Genomic DNA, 17,660 nt, shown 5'->3' with positions numbered 1-17,660 from the left:
CCGGCCGGGGTGGCGCTAGCCGGCCGGCACGGGGGACAAGGTGCGGGCCACCTCCTCGACCGGGCGCACCTCGGCGAAGACCGTGCCCATCAGCCGCAGGCTGTGCCGGTGCAGGTCCTCGACGTACCCGGCGACCGCGTCCTCGGCGACGACCACCCGCAGGTCGCGGAAGAACGCGTCGCGCACCGTCGACTCCACGCAGAAGTCGGTCCGCACCCCGGCGACCACGATCGTGCCGACGTCGAGTTCGGCCAGCACGTGGTCGAGGCGGGTCCGGTGGAAGCCGCTGAACCGGCGTTTGCGCACCTCGACGTCCTCGGGCCGGCGGTCGAGCTCGTCGACCGGGGCCGCGCCCCACGTGCCGGTGCGCAGCCCTTCGGCGGCCAGGAACGGGCTGCGGTCGGCCAGCAGGCCGACCTGGGTGTCGTCGTCCCACTCCATCCGCACCCAGACGACCGGGTGCCCGCCGGCCCGCGCGGCCGCGACCAGCGCGTTGATCCGCTCGACCAGCACGTCGAGATCGGTGACCCGCAGCCCGGCGCGGGCGAACACGCCGTCGGGATGGCAGTAGTCGTTCTGCACGTCGATCACCACGACCGCCGTCTCGCTCACCGGGGCTCTCCTTCCGTCGTCGCGGGCACCAGCCCGAGCAGCCGCACGGCGTTCCCGCCGAGCACCGCCGCGGTGTCCGCCGGGTCCAGCCCGATCCCGGTCACGGTCGTGAGCGGGTCGCGGTCGGCCAGGTCGAACGGCGTGTCGGTGCCCAGCAGCACGCGGTCGGCCCCCATGTCGTCGACGAGCCGGCGCAGCAGGACCGGGTCGAACACGGCGGTGTCGTAGTACAGGCGGCGCAGGTAGCGGCTCGGCGGAGCGGCCGACACGCGGGTGACGTCCTTGCGGTGCCAGCCGAGGTCCAGCCGCGGGCCCACTCCCGGCAGGCAGCCGCCGCCGTGGGCCAGGCACAGCACCAACTCGTGGCGGTCCAGCACGCCGCCCAGGACGAGGCGCGCCGTCGCCAGCGCGGTCTCCGCGGGATAACCCAGCAGCTGCACGAGGTGGTAGGAGGCCAGCCGCTGCGCCGCCGACACCGTGCTCGGGTGCAGGAGCACGAACGTCCCGCGCCGGGCCAGCTCCGTCCACAGTGGCTCGTTGACCGGGTCGTCCAGCTCGCGGCCGCCGCCGAAGGTGCCGATCGTGACCCCGCGCAGGCCCAGCTCGTCGAGGCAGCGGGCCAGCTCGTCGCCCGCGCCGGGCAGGCCGACCGGGACAGTGCCCAGCCCGCTCAGCCGGCCCCCGGAGGCGCCCACGAACTCGGCGAGCGCGTCGTTGGACCGGGCGACCACGTCGGCGGTGAGGAGATCGTCGCGGCTCTCGGAGGCGAACACGAACGGCGGTGCCGACACCACCTGGTGCGTGACCCCGCTCGAGTCCAGGTCGGCCAGCCGGGCCGCGAGGTCGTACTGCTGCGTCGGCAAGGGAATCCGCGCTCCGTCGGCGAGCCCGCACACGCGGGGGTCGAGCGAGACCCAGCCACTGTCCACACCGGACAGATCGGCCAGGCCCCGCTCGGCCAGACCGCGCAGCAGCGGCATCGGCAAGGCGTGCGCGTGCACGTCGACCACCGGCCGCGGCCGCAGCGGGTCAGCCACGGGAGCCCAGGTACCGGTCGTAGTCGTCGCCGAGCAGCGATCGCAGCAGCGCCGTGGCCGGGGCCGACGAGCCCGCGTTCTCGCCGGTGCCGAACACGAGGCGCGCCAGCTGCGACAGCAGGTACGGGTGCAGCCCCAGGTCGTGCAGGGCCCGGAAGTCGCGGGCCCGGATCGCCGTGCGTTCCGCGTCGGTCAGGTCGTAGCCGGCCAGCACGGCGTCCTCGTCCGCGGCGAAGCGATCGCGCAGGGCGGGGTCCCACTTGAGGTCCTGGACGAAGTCGTTGGCCCGCAGCAGCGGATCGAAGCTCTCCAGCGGCATCGCGCTCACACCCTTCCCGTCGCGGCCGGGGCGAGGTCCCAGCGGACCGCCCCCACGCCGCACCGCCATTGGTCGAAAGCCACGTAGCCCAGGGACTCGCAGGGTCGCGGCCCGATCGCGCCCATCACGACGAGCCAGCTCAACAGCTCGGACGTGCCGCCGGACCCGGCCTGTTCCATGCGCTCGAACGTCGCCTCGGCCAGCACCCGCTCGTGATCGCCTTCCACGAGCAGATCCAGCCACCAGCGGTCGAACTTCTCGTCGATCTCCAGGTATCGCGGGCCGCCCGGCTCGTGGCTGAGCCCGCCCGAACCCAGCAACGCCACCCGGAGCCCGGCCGGCAGCTCCTCGCGGATCGCCGTGCCGAGGGCCTGCCCGAACCCGTAGCAGGCGTCCTGGTCGGGGACCGGGGGGACGGTGCAGTTCTGCAGGATCGGGATCACGGCCAGGTCCAGGTCGGCCAATCCGGTGAGGGTGGCCGGCACGGACAGGTTGTCGTCGAACCGCAGGTTGTCGGTGGCGCCCCGCAGGCGCTGTCCCTTCGGGGCCAGTGCGTCGAGCAGCCGGGTCGCGATCTCCGGGGCGCCGGGCAGGTCGTAGTCGGGCACCCGCAGCCACGGCTTGAACCACTCGTCCGGTCCGCGGTGGCGTTCGGCCAGCCCGAACGTGAAGTCCGGGTAGTCGTTCAGCCGCGCGTTCGCGACGTGGTCGTTGCCGATGACCAGAACGACATCGGCCCGCGCCGCGGCGAGCGTTTCGCGGATCTCGCCGTAGGCCTGCCGGACGGTGCGCTGGTCCTCCTCGGTGGCCTTCGAGAACCAGCCGGTCAGGCCGGGGGCGTGGCTGGCCGCGACGGCCGCGATGATCTCCGCCATCTTCGGTTCTGCCTCCCTCGAGGTCTGACCCGGTCGGTTTCGCGGCCGGGCGGTGTCGATCCGGAGGGTAATGAATATAATGGTTATCCGTGGGATGGCAAGGGTCAGCAGCGTCCGGGACGCCGTTCCCGCGCGAAATCGCCGTCCCACGGCCGCCTTCGACCGGCGCCGGTGGCCCCGTAAGACACGCGTGGCGTAGCACCGCCCAGGTCGCCTGGGCGGCCTAGAGTGTGACCCCGTGACGGGCACGGGCAGGACCACCGGGAATTCGGTGGGCGACGTGATCGCCACGTACCTGGACCACCTCGTGGTCGAGCGCGGCACCGCCCGCAACACGCTCGACAGCTACGCCCGTGACCTGCGCCGGTACGCCGCGCACCTCGCCGCCGCGGACGTCGCGCGGTTCCCCGACGTGACGTCGGCGCACGTCACCTCGTTCGGCGCGGCCCTGCGCGAAGGCGACGAAGAGCACCAGCCGCTGGCGGCCTCGTCGGCCGCGCGGGCGCTGGTCGCCGTGCGCGGGCTGCACAAGTTCGCCCACGCCGACGGCATCACCGACCACGACCCGGCGCGCGAGGTCCGCCCGCCCGCCCCGGCCAAGCGGTTGCCCAAGGCGCTGCCGGTGACCGACGTCCTCAAGCTGCTCGAGACCCCGCCGTCCGAAGGCGAGCGCGCGCTGCGCGACCGGGCGCTGCTCGAACTGCTCTACTCCACCGGCGCCCGCATCTCCGAGGCGGTGGGCCTCGACGTGGACGACGTCGACGACAACGACCGCACCGTGCTGCTCGACGGCAAGGGCGGCAAGCAGCGGCTGGTGCCGATCGGCCGGCCCGCCGTCGAGGCGCTGCACGCCTACCTCGTGCGCGCGCGGCCGGTGCTCGCGGCCCACGGCCGCGGCACCTCGGCGATGTTCCTCAACGCCCGCGGCAGCCGGCTCTCGCGGCAGAGCGCGTGGCAGGTCCTCAAGGACACGGCCGAACGCGCGGGCATCACCGCCGACGTCTCGCCGCACACCCTGCGCCACTCGTTCGCCACGCACCTGCTCGAAGGCGGCGCCGACGTGCGCGTGGTGCAGGAGCTGCTGGGCCACGCGTCGGTCACGACCACACAGGTCTACACCCTCGTCACGGTCAACACGCTGCGCGAGGTCTATGCCACCGCGCACCCCCGCGCACTGGGCTGAGCGGCCGCGCAGGGCATCAGCCACCAGTGGTGACTTCGCGGCCGCGGCGCGGCGCGGCGCTTTGCCGGGGCTCCGGATCCCCGCATAGGCTGCCGGGGACCGCCGAAACAAGGAGCTTTCCCGCCATGTCGACACCGAACCAGCCGGAGCGCCCGGCCGCGTCCGCCGGGTCGGCCGCGGCGAGCCTCTCCCAGGCGCGGATCGCCACCCCCGCGAACCACGACGGCGACGAGCCGGGCGAAGGCCCGCGCCTGAGCCGCGCCGAGAGAGCTCGGGCGCGCGCCAAGGAGCGCGAGGAGAGCGGCATCGGCCCCACCGGCCGGCCGCTGCGCGAGATCCCCGAGCCGCAGCCGCTCGACCACCACGGCCCGGCCAAGGTGCTCGCGATGTGCAACCAGAAGGGCGGCGTCGGCAAGACCACGTCGACCATCAACCTGGGTGCGGCGCTCGCCGAGTGCGGGCGCCGCGTGCTGCTCGTGGACTTCGACCCCCAAGGTGCCCTCTCGGTGGGTCTCGGCATCCAGCCGCACGAACTGGACCAGACGGTCTACAACGTCATCATGGAGCGCTCGGTCAACATCGAGGACGTGCTCCGCAAAACCCGCGTCGACGGCGTTGACCTGCTGCCGAGCAACATCGACCTGTCCGCGGCGGAGGTCCAGCTCGTCGCAGAGGTAGGGCGCGAACACACGTTGTTACGGGTCCTGCGTCCGGTCATGAACGACTACGACTATGTTCTTGTCGACTGCCAGCCCTCGCTCGGCCTGTTGACGGTGAACGCATTGACCGCCGCGGACGGTGTGATCATCCCCTTGGAGTGCGAGTTCTTCAGTCTGCGAGGAGTCGCGCTCCTGATCGACACGATCGAGAAGGTGCAGGAACGCCTCAACCCCAAACTGGACATCACGGGGATTCTCGCCACGATGTACGACCCGAGAACCCTGCACTCGAAGGAGGTCATGGCTCGCGTGGTGGAGGCATTCGGCGACACCGTGTTCGACACGGTGATCAACCGCACCGTGCGGTTCCCCGAGACGACGGTCGCGGGTGAGCCGATCACGACCTGGGCTCCCAAATCCGCCGGCGCGGCAGCTTATCGCGCGCTGGCCCGCGAGGTGATCGCTCGGTGAGCAGGCGCGCTTCCCTGCCCGGAGCGTCGGAACTCTTCCGCCTCACCTCCAGCCCTGCCAGCCCGGCCCTCGATCGTCCGGCGGCACCCGCACCGTCCGAGCCGCTGCCGAAGAAGAGCTCGCCGGACACCGGCCAGCTCGGGCGCGCTCCGGCGTCGAGCGGCTCCGGCCGCACGAAGCACGACGCGAAGATCACCGTGTACGTGTCGGGCGACGAACTGCTCGCGATGGAGCAGACTCGACTCAACCTGCGGGCCAAGCACGACCTCGTGGTCGACCGCGGCCGCCTGGTGCGCGAGGCCGTGGCCGTGCTCATCGCCGACTTCGACCAGCACGGCGACGAGTCGGTGCTGGTGCGTCGATTGCGGGCGAGGGAAGAAGAAGGCGAAACCGAGGGCTGATGGATGAACCGGCATCGGCCGAGCAGCCGGAGCCGGACACCGCGGCACCGGAACCTCCGGTCGAGGACCCCGAGGCACCGATCCAGCACGAGACGGTGATCCAGCATGAGACGGTGATCCAGCACGAGACGGTGCACGGCGGGACGATTCCCGAGGGCTACGCCGAAGAGCTGAGCACCTCGAAGTTCAAGGTGCGCCTGAAGAACTTCGAGGGACCGTTCGACCTGTTGCTGCAGCTGATCTCGCAGCACCAGCTCGACGTCACCGAGGTCGCACTCCACACGGTCACCGACGACTTCATCGCCTACACGCGGGCGCTCGGGTCCGACTGGAACCTCGACGAGACCACGGAGTTCCTGGTGATCGCCGCGACCCTGCTCGACCTCAAGGCCGCGCGGCTGCTGCCCTCGGCCGAGGTCGAGAACGAGGACGACCTGGCGCTGCTGGAGGCCCGCGACCTGCTCTTCGCGCGCGTGCTGCAGTACCGCGCGTACAAGCAGGTGGCGGCGCTGTTCGGCGAGCTGGAACAGAGCGCGCTGCGCCGCTACCCGCGCTCGGTGGCGCTCGAGGAACGCTTCGTCGGGCTGCTGCCCGAGGTGATGCTCGGCGTGACCCCGGACAAGTTCGCGGAGATCGCCGTCTCGGTGTTCAAGCCGAAGCCGCCGCCGACGGTGTCGCTGGCCCACCTGCACATGGGCCGGGTGTCCGTGCGCGAGCACGCGGCGCTGCTGCGGGTGAAGCTCGCGGAGGCGGGGCAGGCCACCTTCAAGGAGCTCGTGGACGACTGCGAGCACACCGTGGAGATCGTCGCGCGGTTCCTCGCGCTGCTGGAGCTGTACCGCGAGTCGACGGTGCAGTTCGAGCAGCTCGAGGCACTGGCCGAGCTCCACGTCCGCTGGACCGGCGGCAGCATCGCGGAGGCCTCGGCCGCCGCGGCCCACGACCGCGCTGCGGCCGACGAAGAGGAGTACGGGTGAGCACCGAAGACGACCACGCCACGCCCGCACCGGGATCCGGCGTGGAGGCGATCGACCTCGACCGCGAGGTCAACGTGCCGGTGCCCGAGGCGCCCGACGACGTGACCGCCGAGGAGCCGGCCGACGTGGCCGATGCGGATGGTGCGCGGGACGAGCCGGCCGCCGTCGAGGAACCTGCTGAAGCAGCGCATGATTCGGCTGCCGAGGACGAGCCGGAGGACGGCGAACTCGCGGCCGCGGAAGGCGAGCCGCAGGACGAACCGGTCGTCGGCGAGCTCGAAGCCGAGACGCCTGAGACTCCGGAACCCACGGCACAGGAAGACCACGAAGCCGAAGCGAACGCGTCCGAGCCCGTCGAGGGTGAGCCGGCCGAAGCCGGTGGCGGGGAGCCGGAACCCGAGGAAGGCGTCGAGCCGCTCAACGATCTGCCCGACGTGACGTCGGACGAGGCGCTCGAGGCCGCGCTCGAGGCACTGCTGCTCGTGATCGACTCGCCGGCGAACGAGGAAACCCTCGCCGGCACGGTGGACCAACCGGTGGCGCGGGTCACCGTCGCGCTGCGCACGATGGCGCAGCGGCTCACCGAGCGGGCCAGCGGGATCGACCTGCGGCGCGTCGGCGAGGGGTGGCGGTTCTACACTAGGGACACGTACGCCCCGTTCGTGGAGAAGCTCCTGCTCGACGGCCAGCGGTCGAAGCTGACCCGGGCCGCGCTGGAGAGCCTCGCCGTGATCGCGTACCGGCAGCCGGTGACCAGGGCCAGGGTCGCCGCGGTGCGCGGGGTCAACGTCGACGGCGTGATCCGCACCCTGCTGGCCCGCGGTCTCATCGAAGAGATGGGCACCGACCCGGAGACGACGGGCACGCTGTACGTGACGACCGAGCTGTTCCTGGAGCGACTGGGGCTGTCGTCGCTGAACGACCTGCCCCCGATCGCTCCGCTGCTACCCGAAGTGGACACCATCGATGACATCTGACCAGCACCCCGACGGCGTCCGGCTGCAGAAGGTCCTTTCGCAGGCCGGCATCGCCTCGCGGCGCGCCGCCGAGGACCTGATCGTGGAGGGCCGGGTGGAGGTCGACGGCCAGATCGTGACCGAGCTGGGCCGCCGCGTCGACCCGGTCGAAGCCGTGATCCACGTCGACGGCACGCGCGTGAACCTGCGCGACGACCTCGTGTACCTCGCCTTCAACAAGCCCAAGGGCGTGCACTCGACCATGTCGGACGACCGCGGTCGCCCGTGCGTCGGCGACTACCTGCGCGGCCGCTGGGAGGAGACGCCCGGCGTGGTCCACGTGGGCCGGCTCGACGAGAACACCGAGGGCCTGCTGCTGCTCACCAACGACGGCGACCTCGGCCACCGGCTGATGCACCCGTCGTACAACGTGCTCAAGACCTACTTCGCCGAGGTCGAGGGTCTCGTGCCGCGCGGGCTGGGCAAGGAGCTGCGGGCCGGCTGGGAGCTGCCCGACGGCATCGTGAAGGTCGACCAGTTCCGCGTGAAGGACATGCACTCGGGCCGCAGCATGATCGAGCTCGTGATCCACGAGGGCAAGAAGCACATCGTGCGCCGCCTGATGGCCTCGACCGGCCACCCCGTGCGCAAGCTCGTGCGCACCGCGGTCGGCGACGTGCAGCTGGGCGCCCAGCGCCCGGGCACCATCCGCCGCCTCAACCGCGGTGAGGTCGGGTCGCTCTACCGCAACGTCGAGCTGTAAACACCGGCTTTCCACCCAGACGACCTGATCGACGCCCCGGGTTCGCCGGCGGCGTCGAGCCGGTCGGGTCGAAGGTGCGGCGACCGGCCGCATCGGTGGATCGCCGTGGCCCCACGGCGGGCTGAACCGAGGTCGGCACGGGCGAGGTCACGCCTCGGCTCGGCCGCGGGCTTCAGCGGGCTTCGTTCAGGAGCTGCCCGTCCCCGCACCCGCCGCGGCACTCGAGCCCCGGACGGGGAAGGGTGACTTCCCGAGCCCGGCCCGTCCCGCGGGTGCGGCACACCTTCCGATCGTTTCGCGCGTCGCCGGCCGTCGCCGGCGACCAGACGCTCGAGCCCGATCACGTAGCCGGCCTCGCTGCGACTCGCGCGAGGCCCGGTGTCGAGCTGCGATCGCCCCGTCAGCAGCTCTGCCGGGAGCCATGATCCCGTTGTGAGACAAGGCCGCGCCGACGATTTCGTCCCGTGGGGACACCGGATCGCCGAGGCCCCGGCGCGGCCGTCCTTCTCCTTCCCACCGGACACCGCCGGACACCGCCACATCGCCGGACCCTTACGGCTCCGTGGCGCGCCGGCCGTACGAGGCCGCCGCCGTCTGGCCGCCGCACCTCCCGGTCGCCGGCCGCGCAAGTGGTGGACCGCCGCTCGATCACCTACCGGCGCCGGGTACTCGCTTACTGCGTTCCGGCAAGCGGAACGTGATCGACAGGGTGGTCGTTGATCCGACCGTGGGTGTTCGCAGCGGTCAGGTCGGGCTTGCATGTGGGGATAGCCTCAATGTCCGCAGATTCGACTCGACCTCTTCAGGTGGACGCCCGTTCCGGCTACAGTCGTCGCCAGACGGAGTGTTTCTTCTGACGGAACGAGGTTCGAGTGGCTTCAGCGGCAGCTCTCGACGGACTACGCGTGCTCGACGTGTCCACGATCCTGGCGGGCCCGTTCTGCTGTCAGATCCTCGGTGACTTCGGTGCCGACGTGATCAAGATCGAGCACCCGCGCAACGGCGACAACATGCGCGGCCACGGCCGGAGCAAGAACGGCGTCCCGCTGTGGTGGAAGGAGATCAGCCGCAACAAGCGGACCGTCGCCCTCGACCTCAAGGACGAGCGCGGCGGCGAGGTGTTCCGTGCTCTGGCGAAGACGGCGGACGTCGTCGTCGAGAACTTCCGTCCGGGGACCCTCGAGCGGTGGGGCATCGGCCCCGACGCGCTGTTCGCCGAGAACCCCGGGCTGGTGCTCGTGCGGCTCACCGGCTTCGGCCAGACCGGTCCCTACGCCGGCCGGGCGGGCTTCGGCACGCTCGTCGAAGCCATGAGCGGCTTCGCTTCGCTGACCGGGCAGCCCGACGGCCCGCCGACTTTGCCGGCCTTCGGCCTGGCCGACAGCATCTGCGGGATCGCCGCTTCGTCGGCCGTGATGATGGCGCTGCGCCACCGCGACCGGACCGGCGAGGGACAGGTCGTCGACATGAGCCTGCTCGAGCCGATCATGGCGGCCGTCGGGCCCGGTCCGACGATCTACCAGCAGCTCGGCGAGGTCGAGCAGCGCCATGGCAACCGGTCGACCAACAACGCGCCGCGCAACACCTACCGGACCTCCGACGGCGGGTGGGTGGCCGTTTCCACCAGCGCCCAGCGGATCGCCGAACGGGTGCTGGAGCTGGTCGGCCATCCCGAGGTGATCAGCGAACCGTGGTTCGCCACCGGCGGCGGCCGGGCGGCGCACGTCGACCTGCTTGACGACTACGTCGGCAGCTGGATCGCGCAGCGCAGCCGCGACGAGGTCATCAACGCCTTCACCGAAGCCGGTGCCGCCATCGCCGCCGTCTACGACGCCCGCGACCTGGTCGAGGATCCCCACGTGCGGGAGACGCAGATGCTGCTGGAGGTCGACGACGCCGACTTCGGGCCGCTGCTGCAGCACAACGTGATGTGGCGGATGAGCGCTTCGCCGGGGGCGATCAGGTTCACCGGCCGCGGGCTGGGCGAGGACACCGATGAAGTCTTGACCGAGGCCGGCCTCGAGGCCGGCCGGATCGCCGAGCTCAAGGAGAGTGGGATCATCCGATGACCGATGCATTGCTCAGCGCGGTTCAGGGCGGGCTGGACGTGGTCGACCTGGGACGACAGCTGCGGGTCGGCATGCCCCAGTCCCCGAACCACCCCCAGTTCTGGCACACCCTGCCGCGCCGCCACGGCGACATGACGCGTGCCGACGGGGGCAGCGCCGCCAATGACATGATCACGATGGGCTGCCACGTGGGCACGCACATCGACGCGCTGGCGCACGTCTCGCACGACGGGCTCATGTTCGGCGGCATCGACGCGATGCAGGCCGGGGTCGGTGGCAAGTACGACGCGCTCGGCGTTCACTCCATCGCGCCGATGATCCGCCGGGGTGTGCTCCTCGACATCGCGGGACTGCACGGAGTCGACTGCCTCGACGGCGGCTACGAGATCACCGTCGGCGACCTGGAAGCGGCCGCCAAGAACGCGGACGGCGGCGTCGGTGAGGGCGACGTGGTGGTCATCCGCAGCGGCTGGGGCACGAAGTTCGCCGAGGGCGGCGCCTACGTGGGCGGGCCGTCCGGGGTCCCGGGGGTCGGCGAGGCCGGCGCTCAGTGGCTCGCCGAGCGGCGCATCCACGCCGCCGGCGCCGACACCATCGCGTTCGAACGGCTCGCCCCCGGCGGCGGTCACGCGCTGCTGCCGGCACACCGCGTCCTGCTCGTCGAGAGCGGGATCTACCTCATCGAGGCGCTCGACCTCGAGGAGCTGGCCGGCCGCGGGTGGGCGGAGTTCACGCTCGTGCTGGTGCCGCTCAACATCTACGGCGCGACCGGCTCGCCGGTGCGCCCGCTGGCGGTGCGTACCGCGTGAGCGAGCAGACCCTGGCCCAGCAGCTCGGCGCCTTCGCGGCCGGCACATCCTACGACGACCTCCCGGCCGAGGTCGTGGAGAGCGTGAAGATGCGGGTGCTCGACATCCTCGGCATCGCCGCCGCCGCCAGCACGCTCGAAACCAGCCGCTCCGCGCGGGAGTGGGCCGGCAGCCAGGGCGGCACGGGCGCCGCCTCGGCCGTGGGTGTGCCCGGCCGGCTGCCCGCCAACATGGCCGCCTTTGTCAACGGGGTCCTCGCGCACTCCCTCGACTACGACGACACCCATCTGCCGTCGGTCCTTCATCCGAGCGCCTCGGTCGTCCCCGCAGCACTGGCCGCCGCCGAGCGCGCCGGCGCGGACGGTCGTGAGCTCATCCGGGCCGTCGCGATCGGGATCGAGATCTGCGTCCGGCTCGGCATGGCCGGTTACGACCAGGCGAGCAACAACTCCGTCTTCTTCGAGCACGGCCAGCACGCCACGTCGATCTGCGGCGCGATGGGGGCCTCGGTCGCGGCGACGCTGCTCGCCGGTGGCGATGAGCAAGCCGTCGTCGACGCGCTCGGCGTCACGGCCTCGCTGGCCTCGGGCATCATCGAGGCCAACCGCACCGGCGGCACCGTCAAGCGGATCCACTGCGGGTGGGCGGCGCACGCGGCGGTCTCCGCGGCGGAGCTGGTCAAGCTCGGCCTGACCGGTCCGCCCACGGTGCTCGAGGGCCGGTTCGGCTTCTTCCAGGCCTGGTTGCACGGCATCTTCGACCCGGCGGCCATCGTCGACGGGCTGGGGACCGAGTGGTCGGTCCCGGGCATCTTCTTCAAGCCCTACCCGGCGAACCATTTCACGCACGCGGCCGTCGACGCCGCCGCGCAGCTGCGCGCGGACGGCGTACGGGTCGAGGACATCGTCTCGCTCCAGCTCGGCGTTCCGGCGCAGAACCTGCGCACGGTGGGGGAGCCGATCGAGGTGAAGCGGACGCCGCAGACCGGCTACATGGCCCAGTTCAGCGGTCCCTACGCGGTCGTGCTCGGCCTGCTGGGCGGCTCCGGCCTCGGTGCCGGGCTCGACGACTACACCGACGAACTCGCGCAGGACCCCGAGCGAAGAGCGTTGATGGCGAAGGTGGACGTGACGGCCGACGAGCGGTGCACGGAGATCTTCCCGCACCAGTTCCCCGCGGTGCTCACGGCGCGGCTCGAGGACGGCCGCGAGGTGGTGGCCGAGGTGCTCACGACCCGCGGTGGCCCGCAGCGACCGCTCTCGTTCGAAGAGCTGGCCGCCAAGTTCCACGACAACGCCCGGCGGGTGCTGCCTCCCGATCGGGCGGACGAACTCGCGGCGGCCTGCCGCACGCTCGAGGACTGCACCGACCTCATGGGGCTGCTCGCTTCCCTGACGAAGGTCGACGACCCCGCTCGCACGTAGGACGAACAACCGAAGGATTGAGGGAAAATGGCTGAATTCGACTTGGTGATCCGTAACGCCCAGGTGGTGCGCCCCGCGAGCGATGCCCCCGAGCGCCTCGACGTCGCCGTCAAGGACGGCAAGTTCGCCGCCTTCGAGCCGAGCATCGACTCCGAGCGCGCGGCCGAGACGGTCGACGCCGCCGGCAAGCACCTCTTCCCCGGTGTGGTGGACGTCCACCAGCACTGGGGCATCTACAACGAACTCGGCGAGGACACCAGCTCGGAGAGCCAGGCGTCGGCGCAGGGCGGTGTCACGACCGGCATCACCTACATCCGCACCGGTGCCTACTACATGAACCGGACCGGGCCGTACCGCGAGGTGTTCCCCGACGTGCTGGCAGCGGCCGAGGGCCGCTCCTTCATCGACTACGCGTTCCACGTGGCGCCGATCCTCAAGGAGCACATCGACGAGATCCCCGACCTGATCGGGGAGTTCGGGGTGCCCTCGTTCAAGATCTTCATGTTCTACGGCAGTCACGGCCTGCACGGCCGCTCGAGCGACCAGAGCTCGTTCCTCATGATCCCCGAGGACGAGTCCTACGACCTGGCCCACTTCGAGTTCGTGATGCGGGGCATCGAGAAGGCGCGTCGCGACCCCCGGTTCGCTGCCGACCGCGAGAACATCTCGCTGTCGCTGCACTGCGAGACGGCGGAGATCATGCGGGCCTACACCAAGCTGGTCGAGCAGGAGGGCAAGCTGACCGGCCTCGAGGCGTACAGCGCTTCGCGGCCGCCGCACTCGGAGGGCCTGGCGATCACCATCGCTTCCTACCTGGCCCACGAGACCGAGCTGCCCAAGATCAACCTGCTGCACCTGACCTCGCGCAAGGCGATCGAGGCCGCCATGATGATGCAGGAGACGTTCCCGCACATCGACTTCCGCCGCGAGGTGACGGTCGGCCACCTGCTCGCCGACTTCACGACCGCCAACCTCGGCGGCAAGGTCAACCCGCCGCTTCGCTCCCGCGAAGACGTCGAGTCGCTGTGGGAACACCTCCTGGCCGGCCACTTCTCGTGGGTCACCTCGGATCACGCGTGCTGCCGCGACGAGACCAAGTTCGGCGAGCCGCGCGAGGACGTTTTCGTGGCCAAATCCGGCTTCGGCGGCACCGAGTACCTGCTGGCGGGCATGGTCAGTGAAGGCCGCAAGCGCGGTCTGTCCTACCCGCGCATCGCCGAACTCGTCGCCAAGAGCCCGGCCGAGCGGTTCGGGCTGCGTGGCAAGGGTGATCTCGTCGTCGGGTACGACGCCGACTTCTGCCTGCTCGACGACACGGTCGACTACACCGTGCACGCGCAGGACTCGCTCTCCACGCAGGAGTACACCCCGTTCGAGGGCTTCGGGCTGACGGCCAAGGTGACCGACACCTGGGTCCGCGGCACCGAGGTCTTGCGTGCGGAGAAGATCGTCGGCACCCCGACGGGCCGGTTCGTGAAGCGCTCGGGTCTCGCCTGACACACCGATTTCCGAGATCTCACAACGGGACCGGCCGGCGCCGTGAGGCGCCGGCCGGTCCCTTCAGTCATTCCTACGGCGGGCGAGCGTCTCCCGGGCCGATCTGATCACGGCCGCGTCGATCAACCGTCCCGCGGCATCCAGCGTCACTCCGCCCTGGGCCGCGGAGAACCGATCGAGGACGTCCCGCGCCGCGGCCACCGCCTCGGCGGTGGGGGCCAGCACCTCGTGGATCACGGGGACCTGGGCGGGATGGATGGCGGTTCGTGAGCGGAAGCCGAGGTCGGCCAGCTCCCGGGTCGTTCGCCGGAAGGCGTCGAGGTCGCGGAAGTCGACCGACGTGGGCGCGACCGGCGCGGCGAGGCCCGCGGCGGCGCAGTGGAGCACGACCTGGAGTCTGAGCTGGGTGATCGCGTCGGCGGTCGCGGTGGTGCGGGCGATCCGGAGGGCGGCGAGCAGGTCCACCTCGCCCAGGCCGAGTGTCGTGAGGCGGGGATGGGCGGCGAGCTCGCCGAGGGCGAGCACCGAAGCCGCGTCCTCGACCAGCCCGACGACGGGCACCGGGGGCAGGTCCTGCTCAGCTTCGGCTCCGTCGAGCCGCGCGGCGAGCTCGCTCAGGGACCTGGGGGAGCACTTGGCCAGCACGATGCCGTCGAGGCCGGGACGGACGACGGCTTCGAGATCATCGGCGAGCCGATCCGCGTCGACCCGGACCCAGGTCTGGGCGCCGGCCTCGGCTGCGGGCGCCCGGCGGTCCCGGCCCAGCCAGGCGGCGACCGCGCCCCGGGCCGCGCTCTTCTCGGCGACTGGCACCGCATCCTCGAGGTCGAGGATGACGGCGTCGGCCGCCCCGGCCGAGGCCTTGGCGAACAGCGCCGGGCGTGAGGCGGGAACGTAGAGGAACGAGCGGGGCAGCACGGTGTCTCCTGCGGGGCTGTCGGGTCGGGGGCTGGGTCAGCCGCGCAGACGCTGGGTGATGGCGTGCGACGCCTCGACCACGAGCGCCGCGTGCTCCTCGTGGTCCTCGATCGCGTAGCGGAAGGCCGGACCGGAGGAGCTGATGGAGCCCATCACGTTGCCGGCCGAGTCGAAGAACGGTGCGGCGATGGAGGCGGCGCCGGTGTTGCGCTCGTTGATGGACGTGGCATATCCCTGCTCGCGCACCCGGTCCAGGCCGTCGCGGTAGCCGTCTTCGTCCAGACCGGCGCGCCGCGCGCGCAGCTGCCGGACCGCCTCGTCGATGAGGGAGAGCGAGAGGAAGGCGAGGATCGCGCGACTCGAAGCACCGGAGTGCAGGGGGTACCGAGGCCCGATCTCGATGACCATCTTCACCTCCTCGGGAGATTCGAACTGGTCGAGGTAGATCCGCTCGTTGCCGACGAGCACCGACAGGGTCGTGGTCTCCCGGGTGGTGTCGCGCAGCCGACGAAGGATCGGCGAGGCGATGCTGCGCACGTCGATCTGGCTCCACGCCCGCGCCGAGAGACCCAGCGCCGCCGGTCCGAGCACATAGGACGACCCACCGGGCACCACCTTCGCCAGTGAGCGGGAAACCAGGGACTGCAGGATCCGGTGGACGACGGCCTTGCTCAACGACAGGTCACGGGCGATCTGGGAGACCCCGAGCGGACTGTCGGACCGCGCGAAGAGGAGGAGGACGTCGGCGACCCGGTCCGCGGCCTCGGTCCCTCCCGGAGTCTCGACCGTCCGTTCGCGAACCACAGGATCCCCTTTTCTTCCGGACAAGTTCGGCCTCACGAAACGAGGCAAGGTCGGCGCGGATCACGTTCGCCCGTCGGATCCGCGGATCGCGCCCCCGGCGCGATACCCGAGGGGCCCGGGGGCCGGCCGGTGCGGCCGGGGCCGATTTTCACGACGGCCGTCGTACGTCGAGCGTGCGCAGCACGAGGCCGAACGGGATCGGGCCGTCCTGGCCGAGCGAGGCCACGGCCGCGAGCACGGCCCGCGCCCCGCTCTCACCGACGGCGTCGGTCAGCAGGGTCGCGGCCTTTCGGCCGACCACCGGGTCGTCGACCGCGTCAGGCCCGTCACCGCGGGGGGCGCCGTCGCGTGACGCGGTGAGCTGGGTGCCGTCGGTGAACCGCACGGTGACCGTGGCCGGGCGCCCCGCCGGATACCCGGCGTCGAGGCTCGGGTCGTGCTCCACCCGCACCCGAGCCGCCAGATCCCGCACCGCGGTGCCACGGAGGGTGCCGGACTCGAACGCGTGGGTCCGCAGTGTGCCCAGGACCAGACCGGCGGCCACACTCCACGGGATGCTGAACCGGGCGGCCATCTCACTGCGGGGCAGCACGTCGTCGAACGCGGCCGCCGCGGCGTAGGTGCGGACCGTGACCGCGGCGATCTCTTCGGGCCGGTAAGGACGGGTCGCGAGGTCCTCGACGGCGTCGTTGACACCGTGCAGCAGGGCGCAGGTGGGGTGGCGCTTGAGGTACCCCTGGGTGATGGTCCAGTCGTCGGCGGCGACCAGTGCGCTCAGCCGCTCGGAGAATCCGCCCTGGTCGGCCGCGACCCAGCGGGCGAAGTGGCGTTCCAGTGTTCCCGGCTGCGCCCGGAGGCCCGCCGCGGCCGCCTGGCCGTGGATGACCGCGGTCTGTGCCGCACAGGCGAGGTAGAGGTTCTGGCTGGTCCAGCCGTCGAAGACCCCCGCCGCGTCGGGCACCGTGGTCAGCGCGGCACACGAGTCGATGGCCGCGGCGATGGTCTCCGCGTCGCCACCGCTGAGCACGTGGGCAACGCCGGCCGCGGCCCCGAGCGTCGCCCAGGTCCCGATGTCGTGGACCCCGGCCGGGGTCCCGCCCATCGCGAGGCCGATCCGCACGCCCGTCTCGTAGCCGGCCAGCACGGCCGACAGCGTCGCCGGGCCATCGGCGCCGCAGGCCTCGGCGGCGGCGAGAACGGCCGGCACCACGTGGGACGCCGGATGGCCGCGAGCGCGCCGGTGCCCGTCCTGGAGCTGCTCGCGCGCGACCGGCATCGCGTTGAGGAATGCCGCCTGGGCCGGCGGGAAACCCGTCCGCCGGCCCAGCACGCTGCTGGGGCCGGCACCGATCGCGTAGGTGGCCTGGAGAACCGCGATGTCGGGCCGGGTCAGACCGGCGGCCGCCGTGGCCACCACGTCGGCGACGAGCGCCCGTACCCGGTGCCGCACCGCGTCCGGGGCCGCGGGCTCGCGGATACTTGCCGCGAAGGTGCCCAGGCGCGCGGCGAGGCCGGCGCCGGCTTTCGGCACGGGCGGTGACGCGCTTTCCACGGGGATCTCCTCGATAGCCGGGGCACAGGTGCGGGGCGGGCGCCGCGCACGGGACGCGCGCGGCCGGCTGCCACCGCCGGAAGCCACTGTAACAACTGCGTTTCTGTAGACGGAACAAGTCTGGCTGCCGTCCCGGTGGGAGTCAATGCCCAGGCGAAACCTGCGCTCTGCCCGGAGTCCGGCTCTGCGGTCGCGAAGTGCGCGTGACCTCAATCATCAATGTTCCACTTGACGTGAGTACGACCACATGCCACAGTCAGCGGAACTCGATCGGGGCGTTCCGATTAGCGGAACGATCACAGCGGAACTCTTCATCAAGATCAGGAGCCCTCAG

At 71.5% G+C, this 17,660-nt stretch carries 17 protein-coding genes; 10 read left to right on the top strand and 7 right to left on the bottom strand.

Translation table 11 applies throughout. The features are described from left to right. Positions 1–15: 15 nt before the first annotated feature. Genes VSH64_RS17530 through VSH64_RS17515 form a run of 4 tightly spaced genes read right to left on the bottom strand, consistent with a single transcriptional unit; the run spans position 16 to position 2,843 of the window. Positions 16–612, bottom strand: coding sequence for a cysteine hydrolase family protein (locus VSH64_RS17530; protein WP_326836683.1), 597 nt, complete (start codon positions 610–612; stop codon positions 16–18). Beyond that, the gene (locus tag VSH64_RS17525; protein WP_326836682.1) at positions 609–1,649 is read right to left on the bottom strand and encodes an amidohydrolase family protein; all 1,041 of its coding nucleotides are present in this window, start codon (positions 1,647–1,649) and stop codon (positions 609–611) included. The genes VSH64_RS17530 and VSH64_RS17525 overlap by 4 nt, the downstream gene beginning before the upstream one ends. Next, a complete protein-coding gene (locus VSH64_RS17520) occupies positions 1,642–1,968 on the bottom strand; it encodes a hypothetical protein (protein ID WP_326836681.1) in 327 nt (108 codons plus the stop codon). The genes VSH64_RS17525 and VSH64_RS17520 overlap by 8 nt, the downstream gene beginning before the upstream one ends. A 5-nt stretch (positions 1,969–1,973) precedes the next feature. Continuing rightward, on the bottom strand, positions 1,974–2,843 hold the full coding sequence (locus VSH64_RS17515) for a DODA-type extradiol aromatic ring-opening family dioxygenase (protein WP_326836680.1): 870 nt from the start codon (positions 2,841–2,843) through the stop codon (positions 1,974–1,976). A 280-nt stretch (positions 2,844–3,123) separates the two neighbouring features. On the opposite strand from VSH64_RS17515, the gene xerD reads away from it, so the two are divergent. The 10 genes from xerD (at position 3,124) to VSH64_RS17465 (ending at position 14,052) form a co-directional block, all read left to right on the top strand. Beyond that, positions 3,124–4,026 (top strand): site-specific tyrosine recombinase XerD, encoded by a 903-nt coding sequence (gene xerD / locus VSH64_RS17510; protein ID WP_326837972.1) that lies wholly within the window; start codon positions 3,124–3,126, stop codon positions 4,024–4,026. A gap of 125 nt (positions 4,027–4,151) precedes the next feature. Continuing rightward, positions 4,152–5,156 carry a ParA family protein gene (locus VSH64_RS17505; protein ID WP_326837971.1) on the top strand — a complete coding sequence of 335 codons (1,005 nt, stop codon included), beginning with the start codon at positions 4,152–4,154 and terminating at the stop codon, positions 5,154–5,156. Then, positions 5,153–5,557, top strand: coding sequence for a cobyrinic acid a,c-diamide synthase (locus VSH64_RS17500; RefSeq protein WP_326836679.1), 405 nt, complete (start codon positions 5,153–5,155; stop codon positions 5,555–5,557). The genes VSH64_RS17505 and VSH64_RS17500 overlap by 4 nt, the downstream gene beginning before the upstream one ends. After that, the gene (locus VSH64_RS17495; protein WP_326836678.1) at positions 5,557–6,534 is read left to right on the top strand and encodes a segregation and condensation protein A; all 978 of its coding nucleotides are present in this window, start codon (positions 5,557–5,559) and stop codon (positions 6,532–6,534) included. The genes VSH64_RS17500 and VSH64_RS17495 overlap by 1 nt, the downstream gene beginning before the upstream one ends. Positions 6,535–6,659: 125 nt before the next feature. Continuing rightward, positions 6,660–7,511, top strand: coding sequence for an SMC-Scp complex subunit ScpB (scpB, locus tag VSH64_RS17490; protein ID WP_326837970.1), 852 nt, complete (start codon positions 6,660–6,662; stop codon positions 7,509–7,511). Continuing rightward, positions 7,501–8,253, top strand: coding sequence for a pseudouridine synthase (locus VSH64_RS17485; protein WP_326836677.1), 753 nt, complete (start codon positions 7,501–7,503; stop codon positions 8,251–8,253). Before scpB ends, VSH64_RS17485 begins: the two co-directional genes overlap by 11 nt. An 872-nt stretch (positions 8,254–9,125) precedes the next feature. Beyond that, positions 9,126–10,322, top strand: coding sequence for a CaiB/BaiF CoA transferase family protein (locus VSH64_RS17480; protein WP_326836676.1), 1,197 nt, complete (start codon positions 9,126–9,128; stop codon positions 10,320–10,322). Then, positions 10,319–11,131, top strand: a complete 813-nt coding sequence (locus VSH64_RS17475; protein ID WP_326836675.1) for a cyclase family protein — start codon at positions 10,319–10,321, stop codon at positions 11,129–11,131. The genes VSH64_RS17480 and VSH64_RS17475 overlap by 4 nt, the downstream gene beginning before the upstream one ends. After that, the gene (locus VSH64_RS17470) at positions 11,128–12,555 is read left to right on the top strand and encodes an MmgE/PrpD family protein (RefSeq protein WP_326836674.1); all 1,428 of its coding nucleotides are present in this window, start codon (positions 11,128–11,130) and stop codon (positions 12,553–12,555) included. Before VSH64_RS17475 ends, VSH64_RS17470 begins: the two co-directional genes overlap by 4 nt. A gap of 27 nt (positions 12,556–12,582) precedes the next feature. After that, positions 12,583–14,052, top strand: coding sequence for a dihydroorotase (locus VSH64_RS17465; protein WP_326836673.1), 1,470 nt, complete (start codon positions 12,583–12,585; stop codon positions 14,050–14,052). Positions 14,053–14,115: 63 nt separating this feature from the next. Here VSH64_RS17465 and VSH64_RS17460 read toward each other — a convergent pair whose 3' ends face one another. The 3 genes from VSH64_RS17460 to VSH64_RS17450 all read right to left on the bottom strand — a co-directional run bounded on the left by VSH64_RS17460 (position 14,116) and on the right by VSH64_RS17450 (position 17,326). Continuing rightward, complete coding sequence (locus VSH64_RS17460) at positions 14,116–14,970, bottom strand: HpcH/HpaI aldolase/citrate lyase family protein (RefSeq protein WP_326836672.1); 855 nt, start codon at positions 14,968–14,970, stop codon at positions 14,116–14,118. 36 nt (positions 14,971–15,006) lie between these two features. Continuing rightward, positions 15,007–15,774 (bottom strand): IclR family transcriptional regulator, encoded by a 768-nt coding sequence (locus VSH64_RS17455; RefSeq protein WP_326836671.1) that lies wholly within the window; start codon positions 15,772–15,774, stop codon positions 15,007–15,009. A gap of 148 nt (positions 15,775–15,922) precedes the next feature. Continuing rightward, positions 15,923–17,326 (bottom strand): MmgE/PrpD family protein, encoded by a 1,404-nt coding sequence (locus tag VSH64_RS17450; protein WP_326836670.1) that lies wholly within the window; start codon positions 17,324–17,326, stop codon positions 15,923–15,925. Between the last annotated feature and the right edge of the window lie 334 nt (positions 17,327–17,660).

Origin of the sequence: Amycolatopsis rhabdoformis (assembly GCF_035918295.1) — a bacterium.
GTDB lineage: Bacteria > Actinomycetota > Actinomycetes > Mycobacteriales > Pseudonocardiaceae > Amycolatopsis > Amycolatopsis rhabdoformis.
The sequence above is the reverse complement of the archived record's forward strand: the minus strand, read 5'-3'. Positions and strand labels throughout refer to the sequence as shown.

What these genes read in the sequence shown, in the direction of transcription:
- VSH64_RS17515 (WP_326836680.1), bottom strand. Translation starts at nt 2,843, where the DNA reads ATGGCGGAGATCATCGCGGCCGTCGCGGCCAGCCACGCCCCCGGCCTG.
- VSH64_RS17505 (WP_326837971.1), top strand. Translation starts at nt 4,152, where the DNA reads ATGTCGACACCGAACCAGCCGGAGCGCCCGGCCGCGTCCGCCGGGTCG.
- VSH64_RS17495 (WP_326836678.1), top strand. Translation starts at nt 5,557, where the DNA reads ATGGATGAACCGGCATCGGCCGAGCAGCCGGAGCCGGACACCGCGGCA.
- VSH64_RS17485 (WP_326836677.1), top strand. Translation starts at nt 7,501, where the DNA reads ATGACATCTGACCAGCACCCCGACGGCGTCCGGCTGCAGAAGGTCCTT.
- VSH64_RS17465 (WP_326836673.1), top strand. Translation starts at nt 12,583, where the DNA reads ATGGCTGAATTCGACTTGGTGATCCGTAACGCCCAGGTGGTGCGCCCC.
- VSH64_RS17475 (WP_326836675.1), top strand. Translation starts at nt 10,319, where the DNA reads ATGACCGATGCATTGCTCAGCGCGGTTCAGGGCGGGCTGGACGTGGTC.
- VSH64_RS17520 (WP_326836681.1), bottom strand. Translation starts at nt 1,968, where the DNA reads ATGCCGCTGGAGAGCTTCGATCCGCTGCTGCGGGCCAACGACTTCGTC.